The sequence below is a fragment of the Alsobacter metallidurans genome (assembly GCF_014636935.1).
Classification (GTDB): Bacteria; Pseudomonadota; Alphaproteobacteria; order Rhizobiales; family Beijerinckiaceae; genus Alsobacter; species Alsobacter metallidurans.
The window spans coordinates 348382-367561 of sequence record NZ_BMES01000002.1 but is presented as its reverse complement, the minus strand read 5'-3'; the positions used below and the strand labels follow the sequence as shown (position 1 = coordinate 367561).

Here is a 19180-nt window from a genome sequence, read left to right as displayed (position 1 = left end):
TGGTGACGAGATGGCGCGCGAGCGCCGATCAAATGCAAACGGCGCGAGAGCGCCGGGAGAGACCCGAATGGCATTCGCCCAGGCTGCAAAGTCTTTGATCCTGAAGGAGTTCCTGGACGCGTTCGTGCTGTCCATGCGCTACTTCTTCAAGCCGAAGCCGACGCTGAATTATCCCTATGAGCGCGGCCAGATCTCGCCGCGCTTCCGGGGCGAGCATGCGCTGCGCCGCTATCCAAACGGCGAGGAGCGCTGCATTGCGTGCAAGCTGTGCGAGGCGATCTGCCCGGCGCAGGCGATCACCATCGAGGCCGGCCCGCGCCGCAACGACGGCACGCGGCGCACGACCCGCTACGACATCGACATGACGAAGTGCATCTATTGCGGCTTTTGCCAGGAAGCCTGCCCGGTGGACGCCATCGTCGAAGGCCCGAACATGGAGTTCTCCACCGAGACCCGCGAGGAGCTGTTCTACGACAAGGAACGGCTGCTCGATAACGGAGCCCGGTGGGAGCGCGAGATTGCGCGCAACATCGCGCAGGACGCGCCGTATCGCTGAGCGCCGTTGGCCGGAGGCAGTCCGAAGTTGGGTTGTCGCTCCGGGAATCGGCGTCTATAGACGGCGCGGCGTCCTTGCCGACGCCAAGAGTTCCAGGATGGCCGTGTTCGGCCGTTCTCCGCACTGAGATCCGGGCCGGATGGCTTGGTTCCGAGGATCAGACGAGGCCGTCGCCCGACGGCCGGTGAGGACCTGCACGATGGCGGCCGCCTTCTTCTTCTACCTCTTCGCGGGCATCACCCTGGCGTCGGCCCTGATGGTGATCTCGTCGAAGAACCCGGTTCATTCGGTGCTGTTCCTGATCCTCGCCTTTGTGAACGCGGCTGGGCTCTTCCTGCTGATGGGCGCCGAGTTCCTGGCGATGATCCTTGTGGTCGTTTATGTCGGCGCGGTGGCGGTGCTCTTCCTGTTCGTCGTCATGATGCTGGACGTGGACTTCGCCGAGTTGCGGCAAGGCTTCCTGAGCTACCTGCCCTTCGGCGCGGTCGTGGCGCTGATGCTGCTGATCGAGCTCGTGCTGGTGGTGACCACCTATCTGGTGCAGCCGGGGGCGCTGAAGGTGCCGGTCACGGCTGCGCCTTCGGCCGATGCGCTGGTGAGCAACACGGAAGCGCTCGGGCGCGTGCTCTATACGCAATATCTCTACTTCTTCCAGGCGTCGGGCCTGATCCTGCTGGTGGCGATGATCGGGGCCATCGTGCTCACGCTGCGCCACAAGCCCGGCGTGAAGCGCCAGGACATCTCACGGCAGGTCGCCCGTACGCCGCAGGATGCGGTCGAGATCAAGAAAGTGCCGTTCGGGCAGGGCGTTTGAGGGCTAGACGATGATCATCGGACTCGGGCACTACCTGACCGTCGCCGCCATGCTGTTCACGCTGGGCGTGTTCGGCATCTTCATCAACCGCAAGAACGTCATCGTGATCCTGATGTCGGTCGAGCTCATCCTGCTCGGCGTCAACATCAACCTGGTGGCCTTCTCGACCTTCGGCGGCGACCTCGTCGGCCAGGTCTTCGCGCTTTTGATCCTCACCGTGGCGGCGGCCGAAGCCGCCATCGGGCTGGCGATCCTCGTCGTCTATTTCCGCAACCGCGGCACCATCGCGGTTGAGGACATCAACATGATGAAGGGCTGACTCGGGGTAAGTCCCCCGACGGGAAACGGACATGTATCAGGCCATCGTCTTCCTGCCGCTCGTCGGCTTCCTCATCGCGGGCCTCTTCGGCCGCATTATTGGCGCGCGCGCCAGCGAGATCGTCACCACCGCCTTTCTGATGGCGGCGGCGCTGCTCTCCTGGGTGGCGTTCTTCCAGGTCGGCCTCGGCCATGGCGAAACGCGCGTTCAGGTCGCCCAGTGGATGGTCTCGGGCGACCTCAAGGTCGACTGGGCCTTCCGGGTCGACACGCTCACGGTCGTGATGCTGGTGGTGGTGAACAGCGTCTCGTCGCTGGTTCACCTCTACTCCATCGGCTACATGCACGAGGATCCGCACCGGCCGCGCTTCTTCGCCTACCTGTCGCTGTTCACCTTCGCGATGCTGATGCTCGTGACGGCCGACAACCTGGTGCAGATGTTCTTTGGCTGGGAGGGCGTGGGCCTCGCCTCCTACCTGCTGATCGGCTTCTGGTACAACAAGCCTTCGGCCGTCGCGGCCGCCATGAAAGCCTTCATCGTCAACCGCGTCGGCGACTTCGGCTTCGCGCTCGGCATCTTCCTCGTCTTCGTGCTGACGGGCTCGGTGGCGTTCTCGGAGATCTTCCCCAAGGTGGAGGAGATCGCCAAGGGCACGTTCCACTTCATCGGCTATGACTGGAACGCGATGACGATCGCGTGCCTGCTCCTGTTCATGGGCGCGATGGGCAAGTCGGCGCAGTTCCTGCTGCACACCTGGCTGCCGGACGCCATGGAGGGCCCGACGCCCGTGTCGGCGCTGATCCACGCCGCCACAATGGTGACGGCCGGCGTGTTCATGGTGGCGCGCCTGTCGCCGCTGTTCGAGACGTCTCCGGTCGCCATGTCGGCTGTGCTGTTCGTCGGCGCCACCACGGCGTTCTTCGCCGGCACGATCGGGCTCGTGCAGAACGACATCAAGCGCGTGATCGCCTATTCGACCTGCTCGCAGCTCGGCTACATGTTCGTGGCGCTCGGCGCGGGCGCCTATGGGGCCGGCATCTTCCACCTGTTCACGCACGCGTTCTTCAAGGCGCTGCTGTTCCTTGGCGCCGGCTCGGTGATCCACGCGATGCATCACGAGCAGGACATTCGCCACATGGGCGGCCTGGCGCGCAAGATCCCGTTCACCACCGCGATGTTCGCCGTCGGCACGCTGGCGCTGACTGGCTTCCCGCTCACGGCCGGTTATTTCTCCAAGGACGCCATCATCGAGTCGTCCTACGCGACGCATACCTATGGCAACGCCTACGCGTTCATCCTGCTGTCGATCACGGCAGGGCTGACCTCGTTCTACTCCTGGCGCTTGTTCTTCCTCACCTTCATGGGCCAGCCGCGCTGGGACACCGCGCACGGGCACGACGCCCATGCGAGCGGCCACGTGGAATCCGAGGACGACAGCCACGGTTCGCACGCCCATGCGGGCGACCATGGGCACGGCCACCATGAGCCGCACGAGTCGCCGCTGAGCATGCTGATCCCGCTCGGCGTGCTGGGCGTCGGCGCTCTGTTCGCCGGCCTCGCCTTCGAGAGCTTCTTCTTCGGGCATGCGTATGAGGAGTTCTGGAAGGGAGCCGTGCATACCGGCCCCGACAATCACATCCTGCATGCGATCCACGAGGTTCCGGGCTGGGTGAAGTATTCGCCCACGGTGGAGATGATCATCGGCTTCGTGGTCGCGTACATCTTCTACGTGCAGAAGCCCTACCTGCCGCGCCAACTCGCCGAGAGCCAGCCCACGCTGTATCGCTTCCTGCTCAACAAGTGGTACTTCGACGAGCTCTACGACGTCATCTTCGTGCGCCCGGCCAAGTGGCTCGGTCGCTTCCTGTGGAAGAAGGGCGACGGCCTGGTGATCGACGGCATGGGCCCGGACGGCGTGTCCGCCCGCGTGGTCGACGTCACCAACGCGGTCGTGCGGCTGCAGACCGGCTATGTCTACCACTACGCCTTCGCGATGCTGATCGGCGTCGCCGCGCTGATCACCTGGTACATGTTCGGCGGAGCCCACTGAGATGATGTCCCACCTGCTCACGGGCCTCCTCGTCCTGCCGCTCGCCGGCGCGCTGTTCGTCCTGATCACGCGCGACGACACGGAAGCCGGCCAGAAGAATATCCGCTGGATCTCGCTGCTCGCGACGGTCGCGACCTTCCTGCTGTCGCTGGTGGCCTGGGGGCGCTTCGACATCGCCAACCCGGCTTTTCAGCTGGTGGAAGACGGCTCCTGGCTCTCCGAGACGATCCGCTTCAAGCTCGGCGTGGACGGCTTCTCGATGCCGTTCGTGATGCTGACCACGTTCCTGATGCCGTTCTGCATCGTGGCGTCGTGGGTCTCGGTCGAGAAACGCATCAAGGAATACTTCATCGCCTTCCTGGTGCTGGAGACGCTGATGATCGGCGTCTTCGCGTCGCTCGACCTTGTGCTGTTCTACGTCTTCTTCGAGGCCGGCCTGATCCCGATGTTCCTGATCATCGGCATCTGGGGCGGCAAGCGGCGCATCTACGCCAGCTTCAAGTTCTTTCTCTATACGCTGCTCGGCTCGCTGCTGATGCTGGTCGCCATCATGGCGATGTACTGGGACGCGGGCACCACCGACATCCCGACGCTGCTGGCGCACAAGTTCCCGCACGGCATGCAGTACTGGTTGTGGCTCGCCTTCTTCGCCTCCTTCGCGGTGAAGATGCCGATGTGGCCGGTGCACACCTGGCTCCCCGACGCGCACGTCGAGGCGCCGACGGCCGGTTCGGTGATCCTCGCCGCAATCCTGCTGAAGATGGGCGGCTATGGCTTCATCCGGTTCTCGATCCCGATGTTCCCGGATGCGTCGCTGTATTTCGCGCCCTTCGTCTTCGCGCTGTCGGTGATCGCGATCGTCTACACGTCGCTGGTCGCCCTCATGCAGGAGGACATGAAGAAGCTCATCGCTTATTCGTCCGTGGCGCATATGGGCTTCGTCACCATGGGGCTATTCACGCTTACGCCGCAGGGCATCCAGGGCGCGATGTTCCAGATGGTGAGCCACGGCATCGTGTCGGGCGCGCTGTTCCTGTGCGTCGGCGTCGTCTACGACCGCATGCACACCCGCGACATCGCGGCCTATGGCGGCCTGACCGACCGTATGCCGCGCTACGCCGTCGCCTTCATGGTGTTCACCATGGCGAATGTCGGCCTGCCGGGCACCTCGGGCTTCGTCGGCGAGTTCCTGACGCTGCTGGGCGCGTTCCGGGCCAACACCTGGGTGGCGTTCATCGCCACCACGGGCGTGATCCTGTCGGCCTGCTATGCGCTCTGGCTGTTCGCCCGCGTGATGTTCGGCCCCTTCGAGAAGCCGAGCCTGAAGGGCATGCTAGACCTGTCGCCGCGCGAGCTCGGCCTGCTTGTTCCGCTGATCCTGCTGACGATCTACTACGGCGTGCATCCGGCCCCCGTGCTGGACGCCTTCGCGGCTTCCACAGACTCCCTGCTTAAGACCACGCAGGCTGCGCTCGGCGCCGCTGCGAAAACCGCCGCCCTGGCGCACTGAGGACCGTTCGATGCCTGGATTGACAGCCGCCGTTCCGGCATTGGGCCTCGCGCTGCCGGAGATCATCCTGGCCATCGGGGCGCTCGCCCTGGTGCTGCTTGGAGCCATCCGGGGCGATCGGTCCGTCGGGTTGATCAACGGCTTGGCGCTGGCGCTGCTTGTCGTGGTCGGCGTCCTGGTGATGACCCGCACCGGCCGCGCCGTGACGTTCAACGGCTCCTTCGTGCAGGACGACTTCGCCAAGTTCATGAAGATCGCGGCCATCATCGGCTCCGCCGTGGCGCTCGTGATGTCGATCGATTACTGGCGCGACGAGCGCGTGCAGCGGTTCGAGTATCCCATCCTGATCGTTCTCTCGACGATCGGCATGATGATGATGATCTCGGCCGGCGATCTGATTGCGCTTTATCTCGGCCTCGAGTTGATGAGCCTCGCGCTCTACGTCGTCGCGGCCTTTCACCGGGACAATGTCCGCGCCACCGAGGCAGGCCTGAAATATTTCGTGCTGGGGGCGCTCTCGTCCGGGATGCTGCTCTACGGCGCGTCGCTGGTCTATGGCTTCACGGGTTCGGTCTCGTTTGGCGGCATCGCGGCCGCACTGAAGGACAACGGCTCCACCGGCGTGGTGTTCGGCCTCGTGTTCGTGATGGCGGGCCTGTGCTTCAAGATCTCTGCCGTGCCGTTTCACATGTGGACGCCGGACGTTTACGAGGGCGCGCCTACGCCTGTGACGGCCTTCTTCGCCGCCGCCCCCAAAATGGCCGCCATGGCGCTGGCCGTGCGCGTCGTGATCACGGCGTTTCCCGGCATCCTGTCCCAATGGCAGCAGATCATCGTCTTCGTGGCGATCGCCTCCATGGCGCTGGGCGCCTTCGCGGCCATCGGCCAGCGCAACATCAAGCGCCTGATGGCCTATTCGTCGATCGGCCACATGGGTTTCGCGCTTGTCGGCCTCGCTGCGGGCACCACGGACGGCGTGCAGGGCGTCGCCATCTACATGGCGATCTACCTCGTCATGACCTTGGGAACCTTCGCCGTGATCCTGTCCATGCGCCGCGCCGACGGTTATGTGGAAACCATCGAGGATCTCGCCGGTCTGGGCCGCACGGCCCCGGGCACGGCTTTCGTGTTCGCGATGCTGATGTTTTCGCTGGCCGGAATCCCGCCGCTCGCGGGCTTTTTCGCCAAATGGTACGTGTTCGCGGCAGCCGTGAATGCACATCTCTACACGCTGGCGGTGATCGGCGTGCTGACCAGCGTGGTGAGCACCTACTACTATCTGCGCATCGTCAAGATCATGTATTTCGACGAGCCGGCCGTGGCTTTCGAGCCGATGGCGCCGACGCTGAAGATCGTCTCCGGGCTGTCTGGCGCCTTCATCCTGCTGTTCTGGCTTTGGCCGGCGCCGCTGGTCTCGGCCGCCACGGCCGCCGCCAAGTCGCTGTTCTGACGTGCAACTGGGCCGGACCGCGCAAGCATCCCGTTACCGGGTCGAGGCCTTCGAAAGCCTCGGGTCCACCAACGACGAAGCCATGGCCCGCGGCCGCGCCGGCGACCACGGCCGGTTGTGGATCGTGGCGCGCGAGCAGGGGCAGGGCAGGGGCCGCAATGGCCGGGTCTGGTCCTCTCCGCCCGGCAACCTCTATTGCAGCCTCCTCCTGCGCACGCCGTGCCAGCCGGCCCTGGCGCCGCAAATCGGCTTCGTGGCCGGCGTCGCGCTGCATCGGGCGGTCTCGGCCGTGTCGGCGTTGTCGCCCGGCAGGCTGGCGCTGAAGTGGCCGAATGACCTGCTGCTGGATCGCGCCAAGCTGGCCGGCATCCTCGTGGAAGGCTCCATGGCGCCCGGCGGAGACCTGACGGTCGTGATCGGGATTGGGGTCAACGCAGCTCACAACCCCGCCGACACGCCCTATCCGGCGACCAATCTGGGCGCCAAGGGCCTGCCCGTGGGTGTCTCGCCATTGTTCGCGGCATTGTCTGACACGATGGCCGAGACGCTGGCTCGCTGGGACGCCGGCCGAGGCTTCCAGCTCATCCGCCGCGAATGGCTTGAGCGCGCGGGCGGGCTTGGCGAAGCCATCACGGTGCGCCGTCCCGACGGCGACCGGCGCGGCATCTTCGTGGACCTCGACCCGGATGGTCGTTTGCTCCTCGACGAGGGGACACGTAGGGTTGCGATCGAGGCGGGCGATGTCTTCCTGACAGCCCTGCAGAATGAATTTCAATGAACCGGAGAGTTGCATAATGGCGTTGGGCGACGACGAACTCGTCTTCGTGCCTTTGGGCGGTTTGGGCGAGATCGGCATGAACGCCGCCCTTTACGGCTTCGGGCCGAAGGGCCGCCGCAAATGGATCATGGTGGATTGCGGGGTCGCCTTCGCGGGCGATGACCTGCCGGGCATCGACCTCCTGATGCCGGACATCCGCTTCCTGGAGCAGAACCGCAAGGACCTGCTCGGCATCATCATCACGCACGCGCACGAGGACCACATCGGCGCGCTGACGGACCTGTGGCCGCGGCTGCAGGTTCCCGTGTTCGCGACCCGCTTCGCCGCGAACCTGCTCGAGGTCCGGCGCTTCAACGATCAGGGCCGGAAGGTGCCGATGACGGTCGTCGACCGGGGCGGCACGATCAATCTCGGGCCGTTCGCGATCGAGATCATCGGGATGGCGCATTCCATCCCCGAGTCCTGCGCGCTGGCGATCCGCACGCCGGCCGGCGTGGCGCTGCACACGGGCGACTGGAAGATCGATCCCACGCCGGGCGCGAGCTGGATCACGGACGAGAAGCGGCTGCGCGAACTTGGCGACGAGGGCGTGCTCGCGCTGATCTGCGACAGCACCAACGTGGTGCGCGGCGGCGAGAGCCCGTCGGAAGCCGACGTCGGCAAGTCTCTCACCGAGATCATCGGGGCTGCCAAGAACCGCGTGGCGGTCACCACCTTCGCGTCCAACGTGGCGCGCATCCGCGCCGTCGCCGAGGCTGCGCTGGCCAACGGCCGCGAATGCATTGCGATCGGCCGCGCCATGGATCGCGTGATCCAGGTCGCGACCGAATGCGGCTACCTCGACGGCCTGCCGCCCTTCCGCGGCACGGACGCCTATGGCTACCTGCCGCGCGACAAGGTCGTGGCGCTGCTCACCGGCAGCCAGGGCGAGCCCCGCGCCGCGCTGGCGCGCGTGGCCGAGGACCAGCATCCGGACGTCGCGCTGGCGTCGGGCGACCTCGTGATCCTGTCGTCACGGACCATTCCGGGCAACGAGAAGGCCGTCGGCCGCATCGTAAACTCGCTGATCCGCAGCGGCGTCGAGGTAATCACCGACCGCACGCACATGGTGCATGTGTCCGGGCATCCCCGCCGCGGCGAGCTGGAGCGGATGTACTCGTGGGTTCGCCCGCAGGTCGCCGTGCCGGTGCACGGGGAGCCGCTGCACCTCGACGAGCACGCCAAGCTGGCCCGCTCGCTGAACGTGCCGCAGGTCGTGGTGGCCAAGGACGGCGACATGGTGCTGCTCGGCCCCGGCAAGGCCGGCGTCGTCGACGAGGTTCCATACGGCCGGCTGTTCAAGGATGGCGACCTGCTGATCAGCGCGGGCGAATCCACCGTCCAGGAACGCCGGCGCCTGTCTTTCGCGGGCGTCGTCTCGGTTGCGATCGCGATCGACGGTCGTGGTGATCTTGTCGGCGATCCGGGCTTCGAGATCACCGGCCTGCCGCAGAAGACCCGCACGGGCGAGCCCTTCGAGGACGTGATCGACGATGCGATCGTGAACGTGCTGCGCAGCTTGCCAAAGCAGCGGCGTCGGGACGCCGACCTGGTCGAGAACGCCGTCGAGCGCGCCGTGCGCGGAGCTGTCGGCGAGGCGTGGGGAAAGAAGCCCACCGTGCATGTTCACGTGGTGGTGGTCTGACTCGCACAAGCGGTCAGGCCCGATCGGCCTGACCGTGTCTCTCCACGGATGTAATCCTCAGCGGACGCGGCACTCGCGGATGCGGCCGTCGTAAGCGCGGTAGGTCTGCGTGGCCGGGTCGAAGCTGCGGAAATATTCGCAGCCGGCCGCGCCCGCGGTGCGCTTGTTGGACGTCCGGCGGCTCGGCGCGACCGGCTGCGACAGTTCGTCGGAGGCGTCGTTAAGCGTGCCGGTCTCGAGATTGGCGGTCTGAACGCGCGCCTCGGCGGCGGCGCGCGGGGCAGCAGGAGGCTGCTGCGACGTTGCTGCGGCCGTGGAGATCGGCGTAGCCGCCGAGACCTGCCTGGGAGCGTCCTTGTCGACGGTCGTGGTGGAGCGGAGCGCGGCCGTCGCGAGAGGCGCGGGCGCGCGGGAATAGGTTGGGCCGATCTTGTCGGCCTGAGCGAGCGGCGCGGCGCTTGGCGGCAGGCGGGTGACGACTGCGAGGTAGCCCAACCCGACGGCGCATACCGCCAGGATCAACAAGGCCAATACGCGGCAGACGTCCACGATACCAGTCAGGACGTTTCGCATCGTCAGGTGCTCCCAAGTATTTCAGTAGTGATCGCGTTCGCTGATCTGTCGGCGATTAAACTGAATGGGGAGCGCACGGTTCCTGACTGAGCAGCGTTTTTCGTTGACAATGACGTCGCGTGAATAGCCTGCCGCCTTCGCAGGCTCCGCGGCCCCTCGCATTAACCGCTGACGAAATCGTCGAACAGGGTCTCGGCCCCCATCTGGCCGCCCTTGAGCATCAGCTCGAGGCCATCGAGCGTAGGCTCATCGAACCGCGCCCGGCACACGGCGACGCCCGGCGGCATCGTGGCGATGTGCTGGAGCGCCCAAGGCCGGAGCGCCTTCACGGCCTGGCTCGATGTGTCGCCGCCCGCTACGCCGAGCCGCCGAACCGGCGCGCGCGCAATAAGGTCAGCGACGAAGCGTGCGCTCGATGCCGCAACGGCTGTCGGCTCAAGGGTGACGGATTGAGTTCCACCCTCCTGGGGGGCCGAAACGGCGAGCACGTTGCGGCCCGCGCCCAGCAACGCCGCGACCTGCGCCAGCACGCGATCGCGATAGGCGTCGCTGCCCACCAGGCTTCCGGCGTCGACGCAGACCTTCTCATAGTTTCGTGCGGCCTCCACTTGCCGCCTGGTGACCGGGGAGAGGCTGCCCGCGAGCACGAATACCGGGCCGGCTGCCGGGCCGAGCGGCGTGGCGCCGACGGCCTGCGCACCCCAGGCCGCCGCGAGCGCCTGTGCGACGCTGCTTGCCCCTACGGCCAGCAGCGGGGCGCCCTCGGCCGCCGCCCAGAGCGCCGGGCCGATGATGGCGAGATCATGCGGGCAGGACACGTCCAGCAGCATGCCGTCGGGATGGCCGGCGGCTGCCGCGTTGAGACCGCGCCCGAGCGCCTCCACCCCGGCGGCGTAGGCCGGATACTCGATCCGCCCCATGCGCTCCAGCCCCTGCGCGGCAAGATGGCGGGCGAGGTCGGCTTCGCCCATCGGTGTCACCGGGTGGCGCGCCATGGTGGGATGCCGGTCGATGCGGTGCGCGGGGCCGTCCGCGCCAGAGCGGGCGAAAAGGTTGCCGAACACGCAATAGCGGCCGAGGCTCGGCTGCCCGCCCAGGATGGAGACAAGCGGATTGGGAGCATGCGGCCGCAGCGCCCGCAAGGCGGCCCCGATGCTGCCCACATGCGGGGCGCTGTCGAAGGTGGAGCAGCATTTGTAGTGCAACACCCGCGCGCCGCTTCTGGCAAAAAAGGCGCCCACCGGCGCGAGCTCGGTCGCCATCTCGTCCGGCCCCATGGCGCGAGCCGCGCCCGCGACGCCGATGGCGTCCAGTGGGCCGGCGGCCGCAAGCCGCTCCGGGGAGGGGACGTCCAGGAAGAGCAGCGCGCGCAGGCCGAAGCCGGCCAGCGTCGCCAGCGTGTCGGTCGCGCCCGTGAAGTCGTCCCCATACCAGACGAGGCGCGGCGCGCTCACGCCTTGGCTCCGAAGAACGCCAGCGCCCGCGCGAGCTCTGGCCGCGAGCGGGCGGCGTCCGCCAGCGTCTCGCCCGCCTGCACGGCCTCCCAGGCCTGGCGAATGCTGGCCACTCCGGCAGCCGGACCATCTGGATGCGCCATGACGCCGCCGCCGGACATGAACAGGAGGTCGGGGTTTCGAACCGCCGCCCAGGTGGCCGGAACCGTGCCGGCCCATTGGCCGGACGAGAAGGCCGGCATCACGGCGTCGTCCGCGCCGTCAGCCAGCGGCTGCAGGCAGGCCCGGGCGCTCTCGACCACTTCCTCGTCCGCCTGGGCGAACTTTCCCTGCAGCCCATGGACGTGCATGTGGTCGACGCCGGCGAGGCGCCAGAGCGCCTGGTAGGCGTCGAAGCCGATGCCGAGCAGCGGCGCGCGCGACAGCGCGCCAAAGCCGTTGCGGTGACCGTGGAGCGCCAGCCCGGTGCTCCGGCGCAGCGTCTGGAGGGCCGAGAAGCCGCACCAGTTCAGGCTGGCCATCACGCAGGTACCGCCTTCGCGCGCCACGAGGTCGGCGTGGCGCAGCATGGCGTCGGTTTCGTCCGTGATGTTGAACGCCACCATGACGCGCTTGCCGGTCCGGTCCTGGTGCGCCCGCACGGCCGCCATCACGGCCGGCACGCGCTTCGCCAAGGGGGCATGGGCCGGATCGGCGCAGATCTCGTCGTCCTTGATGAAATCGAGCCCGGCGTCGCAGAGCTGCGCGACGAGCGCGGCCGTTTCGTCGGGCGAAAGCCCGACATTGGGCTTGATAATGGAGCCGACCAGCGGTCCTTCTGCGACGCCGGTCAGCCGCCGCGTTCCGGGCACGCCTTGGGCGGGTCGGTCAAAGAGCGCCCGGTAGCGCGGCGGCACGCGCAGGCTCTCCAGCCGCATACCCGTGACCTCGCCGAGGTCGAACAGGTTGCCGGCCACCGTGGCGGCAAGCGTCGGCAGATTGGCGCCGACATTCGCGGTCGGGTAGGCGATGTCGATCCGGGCGCGCCGCCACGGGCCAGCCCGACCTTGCCGCCCCAGCCAGCTGTTGGGCAGGCTCGGCGTGCTCGCCGGTTCCAGTTCCTCGATCCGCTCCACCGTGGCGCGGGTGCGGGCCCGCAGGGCGTCCGTCTCGCCATGAACCCGCGTGAAGGTGCCGCTGGATTGCTCGCCCGCCATCACGTCCGCCACGCGGGCGGGGTCGAGCGGCGTCTCGATGAGGTATGTGGCGCGGATCCGGTCGTCGCTCATCGTAGCGGCTCAGAGCTTCGACAGGTCGGGGAAGGGGCGCACCGGGTCCTTGCCGTCCCAGCCCTCGGACGCTTCCCGGATCATCTTGAACATCTTGCCCTTGGGGCCGGCCACTTCCGAGAGCTCGATCACAGTGCCAGGGTGGTACTCGGTATCGAAATACACGAAACGTCCGCGCTCGCCGACCTCGCCGCTCATCACCGCCTTGAAACCCTGTTTGGTCAGGCGCGCCAGGTCGTCGTCGTAGTCTTCCGTCCAGTAGGCGACGTGCTGCAGGCCGGTGTTCCCGGCGCGGAGAAAGTCGCGATACATCGAGGGCGCGTCGTTGCGGGTCTGGATCAGCTCCATCTGAAGCGGGCCGGAATTGGCCAGCGCCACCGAGTTGTGAACCTCGTAGGGCTCGCCGCGGTAGGTGTAGTTCACGATCGGGACGCGCGGATTGTAGAACCAGGGCCCGATGCCGAGCACCCGGCTCCAGTAGTCCATGGCGGCCTCGATGTCGGGGACGACATAACCGGCTTGGCGGATCTCGCCGAAAAAGCGGCTCATGATGAGCTCCTGCTTGAGAGGGTCAGAATTTAAGGAAGCCGGTGGAGAGCCACGGGAAGGCGGCCACGATCACGAGGCCGACCAGCAGGGCCGCCACGTAGCCCCAGACGTAGCGAAGGCCTTCGTCCGGGTTCACCTTGGAGATCGCGCAGGCGCCGTAGTAGCCGACGCCAAAGGGCGGGGCGAAAAGGCCGATGCCCATGGCGAAGATCACCACCATGGCGTAGTGCACCTCGTGCACGCCGGCCTGCTTGGCGATCGGAAACAGCAGCGGCCCGAACAGCACGATGGCGGGGATGCCCTCCAGCACGCTGCCGAGGATCACGAAGGCGACGATGGAGATGGCCAGGAACCCGTAGGCGCCGCCCGGGATGGCGCCCATCAGCCGGGCGAGGTCCTGCGAGAAGCCGGACTGGGTCAGCCCCCAGGCCATACCGGTGGCGCAGCCGACGATAAGGATGATGGCTCCGGTAAGCGAGGCGGTCTCCACCAGCATCGGGCGCAGGCGGCGCCACTCGAAGCGCCGGTAGATCAGGAGCCCCGCCAGCGCGGCGTAGACGATGCCAATGGTGGAGACTTCCGTGGCGGTGGCGACGCCTTCCACAACGGCGGCCCGGATCACGAAAGGCAGCAGGATCGCGGGCAGGGCGATCACCAGGAGGCGGGCGAGTTCCTTGCCGGCCGGCCGCCGCACGTGGCTCAGGTCCTCGTGGCGGTATCGGCGCCAAACGACGAAGCACAGGCATGCGCCGAGCACGAGGGCCGGCAACATGCCGCCGGTGAACAGGGCCGCGATGGAGACGCCCGTGACCGAGCCGATCGTGATCAGCACGATGGAGGGCGGGATCGTCTCGGTTTGCGCGCCGGTCGCCGAAAGGAGCGCGACGAGATCGCCGGGAGGCGCTCCGCGCTTGCGCATTTCGGGAAACAGCACCGGCGCAATGGCGGCCATGTCCGCGATCTTGGAGCCCGAGATGCCCGATACGAGATACATCGCGCCGATCAGCACATAGGAAAGGCCGCCGCGCACGTGGCCGAGCAGGCCGGCGAGGAACTGGATCATGGCGCGCGCCATGCCGGTCATCTCGATCAGCGCGCCGAGAAAGATGAACAGCGGCACCGCCAGCAGGATCAGGTGCGACATGCCCTCGTCGAGCCGGCCCACCAGCACGGGCAGCGGCGTCGAGGTGCTGAGCGCCAGGTAGCCGAAGGTGGCCAGGCCGAACGAGAACGCAATGGGCACGCCGGCGAACACGTTGGCGGCCACCACGCCGACAAAGAAGATCACGAGGTTGGCCTGCCCGAGCGGCTTGAACACCGGGCCGGCGACCCAGAACAGGGCAATCAGCCCGACCGTGATGGCGAGCGCAGTCGCGGTCGTCCGAAGAGAACCGAGCCGCAGCAGGCGCGCCGCGCCGGCTACGAGCATCAAGCCGAGGCCCACCGGCAGGGCCGATGCGCGCCAGGCGTTGCTGATCTCCAGCGCGGGCGTGACGATGAAGGCTTCATCCTGCGCGTATTCCATCGCCGGATGGATCACCAGCACGAGGAAGGCGAGTGACGCCGTGATGGCGAGCGTCTCCAGGAGCTCGCGCGCCTTGCGGCCGACTCGGCTCACCAGCCCGGTCATCCGCATGTGCTCGCCGCGCCTGAGCGCCACGACGGCGCCCAGCATGGACAGCCAGAGAAACAGGATGGACGCGAGCTCGTCCGACCAAACCAGCGGCCTGTGAAAGACATAGCGGGCCAGCACGCCCGCCAGCAGGATGCCGATCTCCAGCACGAGGAGCGCCGCGGCGGCGCTTTCAACCAGCGTTCCGAGGCCACGCTCGACAGCTTCTGCCAAGCGGGCAGGGCGCGTCGTCGGGACGGCGGCGGGCGCCGCCCCATAGTCGGCTCCATGCGCGGACATGGAATGCTCCTCGGTGCGTGGGGGGTGTATCAGGCGAGCTTGCCGACTGCGCTTTCCAGCAGCGCCCAGGCGTCGTCGCCGAAGCGGCCCTTCCACTCCGCGTAGAAGCCGTTGTCGCGCAGCTTGGCGCGGAAGCTCTCCGGGGCGGGGTGATTGAAAGCAAGGCCCTTGGCCTGGAGGTCGGCCTGCACGGTCTCGTTCAGGCCCTTGATGTCCTCGCGCTGCTTGACGCCCGCCTCGTTGATCGCGGTCGCGACAATCTTCTGCAGGTCGGGCGGCAGGCCGGCCCAGGAGCGGCCATGGGCGATGAACCAGAAGCCATCCCAGATGTGGTTGCTGGTCGCGCAGAACTTCTGGACTTCATAGAGCTTCGCAACCTGGATGATCGGCAGCGGGTTTTCCTGCGCATCCACGATGCGGGTCTGCAGCGAGGAATAGACCTCGCTGAACTGCAGGCTGGTGGGCGAGGCGCCCAGCGCCTTGAACATCGAGATGGAGAGCGGGCTCACGGGCACGCGGATCTTCAGCCCATCCATGTCGGCGGCTGACTGGATCTGCTTGGCGCCCGTGGTCATCTGGCGGAAGCCGTTGTCCCACATCTTCTCGAAGGCGTGGAGGCCGACCTTACCGATGGCGTCGCGCACGTGCTGGCCGAGCTTGCCATCCATGGCGGCCCAGACCTGGTTGTAGTCCGCAAAGGCGAAGCCCACCGCGTTGATGGCCGCCACCGGCACCAGCGTGGCGATCACGAGCGCGGACGGGGTGAAGAACGTAATGCCGCCGCTGCGCACCTGCGCGAGCATGTCGGTGTCGCCGCCGAGCTGGTTATTGGGGAAGATCTTGATCTCGACCCGGCCGTTGGTCTCCTTGGCGATGCGGTCGGCCGCCTCTTGGGAGCGCACGTTCAGCGGGTGGGTGAGCGGGAGATTGTTGCCGTATTTGAAGGAGAACTCCGCTGCGCGAGCGATCGCGGGCATTCCGGCGACGAAGCCGGCGGCCGGAACGGCCGAAAGCGTCTGCAGCAGCGTACGGCGGGTGAGCCCAGTCATGACGTTTCTCCCGTGATCGAATTTGATGCGTTCGATGTTTATTGTGCGTTCGATGTAGCCAGCGCGGACAAAGCACGTCAAACTGCAATCCTGATTGATTTTGATGTGATCGATGATGGATGAGCGCGCTTTTGAAGTTGAGGTCGACGGTCCGGATGCGGATGAGCGGCGCTCTCGCGGGGGCAGGGCGGCCCGCATTCCGGACATCGCAAGGCTTGCGGGCGCCAGCACCGCCACGGTGGACCGCGTGCTCAACCGGCGCCCTGGCGTCCGGCCCGCGACCATCCAGCGCGTACTGAAGGCCGCGGCTGAACTCGACTACCTGCCTGATGAGGAACTCGTCGGTGCGGGACTGAAGCCGCTGCGGCTCGTGTTCGTGCTGCCGGCCGGCACCAACCGCTTCCTGTCCATGCTGGGCCAGATGATCAAGGGCGCGCAGAACCAGCTCGCGGCCATGAACGTGCGCTGCCAGGTGGAGACTATCCGCAGCTTCAATCCCGAGTTGCTGGCCCAAAGCCTGCGCCAGCATGGCCGCCGGGCGGACGGCGTGGCCTTCATGGCTCTTGAGCATCCCGCCGTGCGGGAGGCCGTGAACGGGTTGGCGGACCAGCGCAAGCCGACCGTGACGCTGATCTCCGACATCGCGAGCTCAAGGCGAGTGGCCTATGTGGGCCTCGACAATCGCTCCGTGGGCCGCACGGCGGGCTACCTGATGGCGCGGCTCATCAAGACGCCCGGCAAAGTGGCGATGATCGCCGGCAGCCTGAGCTACCGGGCGCATGAAGAACGCGAGATGGGGTTTCTCCACATCTTCGAGGAAATGTATCCCGAGTTCGAGGTCGTAGGCCTGCGCGAGGGGCACGACGACGAGAACAAGAACTACCGTCAGACCAAGATGCTGCTGGCGCGCCACCCCGACCTCGCGGGCATCTACAATATCGGCGGAGGCCCCGAAGGCGTCGCGCGGGCGCTCAAGGAGGCGCGCCGCGAGCAGGAAATCGTGTTTATCGGCCACGGCCTCACGGGCGAGACCCGGGCGCTGCTGATCGACGGCGCCATGGACGCGGTGATCACCCAGAACCCGCAAGCCGCCATGATGAGCTGTGTGAACGTCTTCGCCAATCTGCGCGCGGGGCGCGACCCGCTGCATGGGGTGGATCCACCCCGAACCGAAGTGTTCTTTCGGGAAAACCTGCCCTGAGGCGCCGCTGGCCAGACCCGTGGCGTATTTTTCACCAAATTGACATTTTCACGCCCGGCGCCAGTGAACGCTCGCGTCAGCTTCGGCGTTGCTGCTGAACCTGAAGCGCACCTGGAGCGGCGCACGTATGTCTGAAGCAGAAGTCGACGCCCATCCGGCGCTTTTTACGAGCGAGCTGGCCGAGCCACCCCGCGCCTCGGCCCGTGAGTTCTGGACCATGGCGTCCGGCTTCTGGCGTGGCGACGCGCGTCGGCAGGCCTGGATCCTGACCGGCGCGATCGGGGCGCTGATCATTCTCAACATCGCCGTGCAGTACGGCATCAATCTCTGGAACAAGTACTTTTTCGACGCCCTGGATGCGCGAGACGGCGCCCGGGTGACGCACGCCATCATGCTGTTCGCCGGCCTCGCGGTGGCGGCCGTGACCGCGATGGTCGCGCAAGTGTTCTGCCGCCTGTCGCTGCAGGCGCGCTGGCGGCGCTGGCTGACCGCCTACCTGGCGAGCCTCTGGCTCGAGGGCCGGCGCTTCTACCAGATGAGCATCGCCGCGCCGGAGGTGGACGGCCCCGAGTTCCGCATGACCGATGACGTGAAGATCGCCACCGAGCCGATCGTCGATTTCGCGATCGGGCTCTCCAACGCGGTTCTGATGGCGGCCGTGTTCGTCGGCGTGTTGTGGACGGCGGGCGGGTCCATCGAGGCGTTCGGCATCACGATCCCGGGCTATTTCGTCGCCTGCGCGGCCGCCTACGGCATCCTGACCTCGGGCACGATGGTGTTCCTGGGCCGGCCGCTGATCCGCTACACGGAGAGCAAGAACGCCGCGGAGGCGCAGATCCGCTTCGAGTTGGTGCGGGTGCGCGAGAACTCTGAGAGCATCGCGCTGATCGGCGGCGAGGAGGACGAGGAGCGCGGCATCGGCCGCACGCTGGGCGAGGTCCTGGCCCGCTGGAAGCACGTCGTCCGCCAGCAGGCGTTGATGACCTTCATCATCCACGGCAACACCATTTTGGCGCCCGTGGTGCCGCTGCTGCTCGGCGCGCCGAAATACCTGTCAGGCCAGATGTCGCTTGGCCAACTCATGCAGATCGCGGCCGCGTTCGTGCAGGTGCAGCTCGCGTTCAACTGGCTCGTTGAAAACTACATCCGTCTGGCCGAGTGGAACGCCTCGGCAAGCCGCGTCGTCGCGCTGTGGCGCACCCTGAAGGCGATGGGACGCGCGCAGGAAACCGAAGAGCGGATCACGATCGGCGAGAGCCCGGACGAGAACCTGCACCTGCACGGCCTTTCGGTGGCGCAGCACAATGGCCGGGTGGTGATCAACGAGGCCGAGGCTGTGTTCGGGCCAGGCGAGAAGGTCCTGATCAAGGGCGAGTCGGGCACCGGCAAGTCGACCCTGATCCGCGCCGTCGCGGGGCTCTGGCCCTGGGGCTCGGGCGAGGTGCTGCTGCCCAAGGGCGCACGCGTGATGTTCGTGCCGCAGAAGCCCTACGTGCCGAACGGGACATTGCGGGCGGCGCTGCTCTATCCCGAGGGCGAAACCAGCCGGTCGGACCAGGACCTCGTCGACGCTCTGCATCGATGCGGCCTGCGGCAGATCGCCAACCGGCTCGACGAGGAGGAGCGGTGGGACAAGCTGCTCTCCGGCGGCGAGCAGCAGCGCCTCGCCTTCGCGCGGCTGCTCGTGCACAAGCCCGAGATCATCATCCTGGACGAAGCCACCTCAGCGCTCGACGAAGCGAGCCAGGACACCATGATGTCGCTGTTCCGCAGCGAGCTCTCGGACGCCATGCTGCTCAGCGTCGGGCATCGGCCGTCGCTGGCGGAGTTCCACGACCGCACGGTGGAGTTGGCGCGTAAGCCGACGGGCGCGGAAATGCACGATCCGGACGCGCCGAAACGCCCGCGGCGCGGGCTGGGGCGTTTGTTCAAACGCGGCATGCGTCCTCGCCCGTCATCGGACCCGAGCGAGGAAGCCGAAAACCTCTAACTCTCTTGCCCGAGCGTCGTTGT

Annotated in this window: 16 protein-coding genes; 10 read left to right on the top strand and 6 right to left on the bottom strand. The window is 66.9% G+C overall.

What is annotated here, in order from left to right; all coding sequences use genetic code 11:
• The first annotated feature begins 67 nt into the window (after positions 1 to 67).
• The 8 genes from nuoI (at position 68) to IEV99_RS11990 (ending at position 9161) form a co-directional block, all read left to right on the top strand.
• Positions 68 to 556, top strand: a complete 489-nt coding sequence (gene nuoI, locus IEV99_RS12025; RefSeq protein WP_188518032.1) for an NADH-quinone oxidoreductase subunit NuoI — start codon at positions 68 to 70, stop codon at positions 554 to 556.
• A 199-nt stretch (positions 557 to 755) separates the two neighbouring features.
• Positions 756 to 1370, top strand: coding sequence for an NADH-quinone oxidoreductase subunit J (locus IEV99_RS12020; RefSeq protein ID WP_188518031.1), 615 nt, complete (start codon positions 756 to 758; stop codon positions 1368 to 1370).
• Between the two features lie 10 nt (positions 1371 to 1380).
• Entirely contained in the window at positions 1381 to 1689 is a 309-nt protein-coding gene (nuoK, locus tag IEV99_RS12015) for an NADH-quinone oxidoreductase subunit NuoK (RefSeq protein WP_188518030.1), read from the top strand.
• 31 nt (positions 1690 to 1720) lie between these two features.
• Positions 1721 to 3739, top strand: a complete 2019-nt coding sequence (nuoL, locus tag IEV99_RS12010) for an NADH-quinone oxidoreductase subunit L (protein WP_188518029.1) — start codon at positions 1721 to 1723, stop codon at positions 3737 to 3739.
• A gap of 1 nt (position 3740) precedes the next feature.
• Positions 3741 to 5249 (top strand): NADH-quinone oxidoreductase subunit M, encoded by a 1509-nt coding sequence (locus IEV99_RS12005; RefSeq protein ID WP_188518028.1) that lies wholly within the window; start codon positions 3741 to 3743, stop codon positions 5247 to 5249.
• A 10-nt stretch (positions 5250 to 5259) separates the two neighbouring features.
• On the top strand, positions 5260 to 6699 hold the full coding sequence (gene nuoN / locus IEV99_RS12000; RefSeq protein WP_188518027.1) for an NADH-quinone oxidoreductase subunit NuoN: 1440 nt from the start codon (positions 5260 to 5262) through the stop codon (positions 6697 to 6699).
• 1 nt (position 6700) lies between these two features.
• Complete coding sequence (locus IEV99_RS11995; RefSeq protein ID WP_280514664.1) at positions 6701 to 7477, top strand: biotin--[acetyl-CoA-carboxylase] ligase; 777 nt, start codon at positions 6701 to 6703, stop codon at positions 7475 to 7477.
• A 16-nt stretch (positions 7478 to 7493) separates the two neighbouring features.
• A complete protein-coding gene (locus tag IEV99_RS11990; RefSeq protein WP_188518025.1) occupies positions 7494 to 9161 on the top strand; it encodes a ribonuclease J in 1668 nt (555 codons plus the stop codon).
• Between the two features lie 57 nt (positions 9162 to 9218).
• Here IEV99_RS11990 and IEV99_RS11985 read toward each other — a convergent pair whose 3' ends face one another.
• From IEV99_RS11985 to IEV99_RS11960, 6 genes are all read right to left on the bottom strand, one after another.
• Positions 9219 to 9734, bottom strand: coding sequence for a BA14K family protein (locus IEV99_RS11985; protein WP_188518024.1), 516 nt, complete (start codon positions 9732 to 9734; stop codon positions 9219 to 9221).
• A 161-nt stretch (positions 9735 to 9895) separates the two neighbouring features.
• The gene (locus tag IEV99_RS11980; RefSeq protein ID WP_188518023.1) at positions 9896 to 11188 is read right to left on the bottom strand and encodes a four-carbon acid sugar kinase family protein; all 1293 of its coding nucleotides are present in this window, start codon (positions 11186 to 11188) and stop codon (positions 9896 to 9898) included.
• Positions 11185 to 12456 (bottom strand): ribulose-bisphosphate carboxylase large subunit family protein, encoded by a 1272-nt coding sequence (locus IEV99_RS11975; RefSeq protein ID WP_188518022.1) that lies wholly within the window; start codon positions 12454 to 12456, stop codon positions 11185 to 11187. The genes IEV99_RS11980 and IEV99_RS11975 overlap by 4 nt, the downstream gene beginning before the upstream one ends.
• 9 nt (positions 12457 to 12465) lie before the next feature.
• Entirely contained in the window at positions 12466 to 13005 is a 540-nt protein-coding gene (locus tag IEV99_RS11970; RefSeq protein WP_188518021.1) for a VOC family protein, read from the bottom strand.
• 22 nt (positions 13006 to 13027) lie between these two features.
• Positions 13028 to 14917, bottom strand: a complete 1890-nt coding sequence (locus IEV99_RS11965) for a TRAP transporter large permease (protein ID WP_188518020.1) — start codon at positions 14915 to 14917, stop codon at positions 13028 to 13030.
• 29 nt (positions 14918 to 14946) lie between these two features.
• On the bottom strand, positions 14947 to 15966 hold the full coding sequence (locus tag IEV99_RS11960) for a TRAP transporter substrate-binding protein (RefSeq protein WP_188518019.1): 1020 nt from the start codon (positions 15964 to 15966) through the stop codon (positions 14947 to 14949).
• A 112-nt stretch (positions 15967 to 16078) separates the two neighbouring features.
• Between IEV99_RS11960 and IEV99_RS11955 the strand changes: the two genes are divergently transcribed.
• A complete protein-coding gene (locus IEV99_RS11955) occupies positions 16079 to 17167 on the top strand; it encodes a LacI family DNA-binding transcriptional regulator (RefSeq protein WP_244643829.1) in 1089 nt (362 codons plus the stop codon).
• A 127-nt stretch (positions 17168 to 17294) separates the two neighbouring features.
• The gene (locus IEV99_RS11950) at positions 17295 to 19157 is read left to right on the top strand and encodes an ABC transporter ATP-binding protein/permease (RefSeq protein ID WP_188518018.1); all 1863 of its coding nucleotides are present in this window, start codon (positions 17295 to 17297) and stop codon (positions 19155 to 19157) included.
• Positions 19158 to 19180 lie beyond the last annotated feature (23 nt).

Excerpts from the sequence above, each read along its gene's own strand:
- IEV99_RS11965 (WP_188518020.1), bottom strand. The coding sequence starts at position 14,917 with ATGTCCGCGCATGGAGCCGACTATGGGGCGGCGCCCGCCGCCGTCCCG.
- IEV99_RS11970 (WP_188518021.1), bottom strand. The coding sequence starts at position 13,005 with ATGAGCCGCTTTTTCGGCGAGATCCGCCAAGCCGGTTATGTCGTCCCC.
- IEV99_RS11950 (WP_188518018.1), top strand. The coding sequence starts at position 17,295 with ATGTCTGAAGCAGAAGTCGACGCCCATCCGGCGCTTTTTACGAGCGAG.
- nuoK (WP_188518030.1), top strand. The coding sequence starts at position 1,381 with ATGATCATCGGACTCGGGCACTACCTGACCGTCGCCGCCATGCTGTTC.
- IEV99_RS12020 (WP_188518031.1), top strand. The coding sequence starts at position 756 with ATGGCGGCCGCCTTCTTCTTCTACCTCTTCGCGGGCATCACCCTGGCG.
- IEV99_RS11955 (WP_244643829.1), top strand. The coding sequence starts at position 16,079 with ATGATGGATGAGCGCGCTTTTGAAGTTGAGGTCGACGGTCCGGATGCG.
- nuoN (WP_188518027.1), top strand. The coding sequence starts at position 5,260 with ATGCCTGGATTGACAGCCGCCGTTCCGGCATTGGGCCTCGCGCTGCCG.
- IEV99_RS11990 (WP_188518025.1), top strand. The coding sequence starts at position 7,494 with ATGGCGTTGGGCGACGACGAACTCGTCTTCGTGCCTTTGGGCGGTTTG.
- IEV99_RS12005 (WP_188518028.1), top strand. The coding sequence starts at position 3,741 with ATGATGTCCCACCTGCTCACGGGCCTCCTCGTCCTGCCGCTCGCCGGC.
- nuoI (WP_188518032.1), top strand. The coding sequence starts at position 68 with ATGGCATTCGCCCAGGCTGCAAAGTCTTTGATCCTGAAGGAGTTCCTG.
- IEV99_RS11985 (WP_188518024.1), bottom strand. The coding sequence starts at position 9,734 with ATGCGAAACGTCCTGACTGGTATCGTGGACGTCTGCCGCGTATTGGCC.
- nuoL (WP_188518029.1), top strand. The coding sequence starts at position 1,721 with ATGTATCAGGCCATCGTCTTCCTGCCGCTCGTCGGCTTCCTCATCGCG.
- IEV99_RS11960 (WP_188518019.1), bottom strand. The coding sequence starts at position 15,966 with ATGACTGGGCTCACCCGCCGTACGCTGCTGCAGACGCTTTCGGCCGTT.
- IEV99_RS11975 (WP_188518022.1), bottom strand. The coding sequence starts at position 12,456 with ATGAGCGACGACCGGATCCGCGCCACATACCTCATCGAGACGCCGCTC.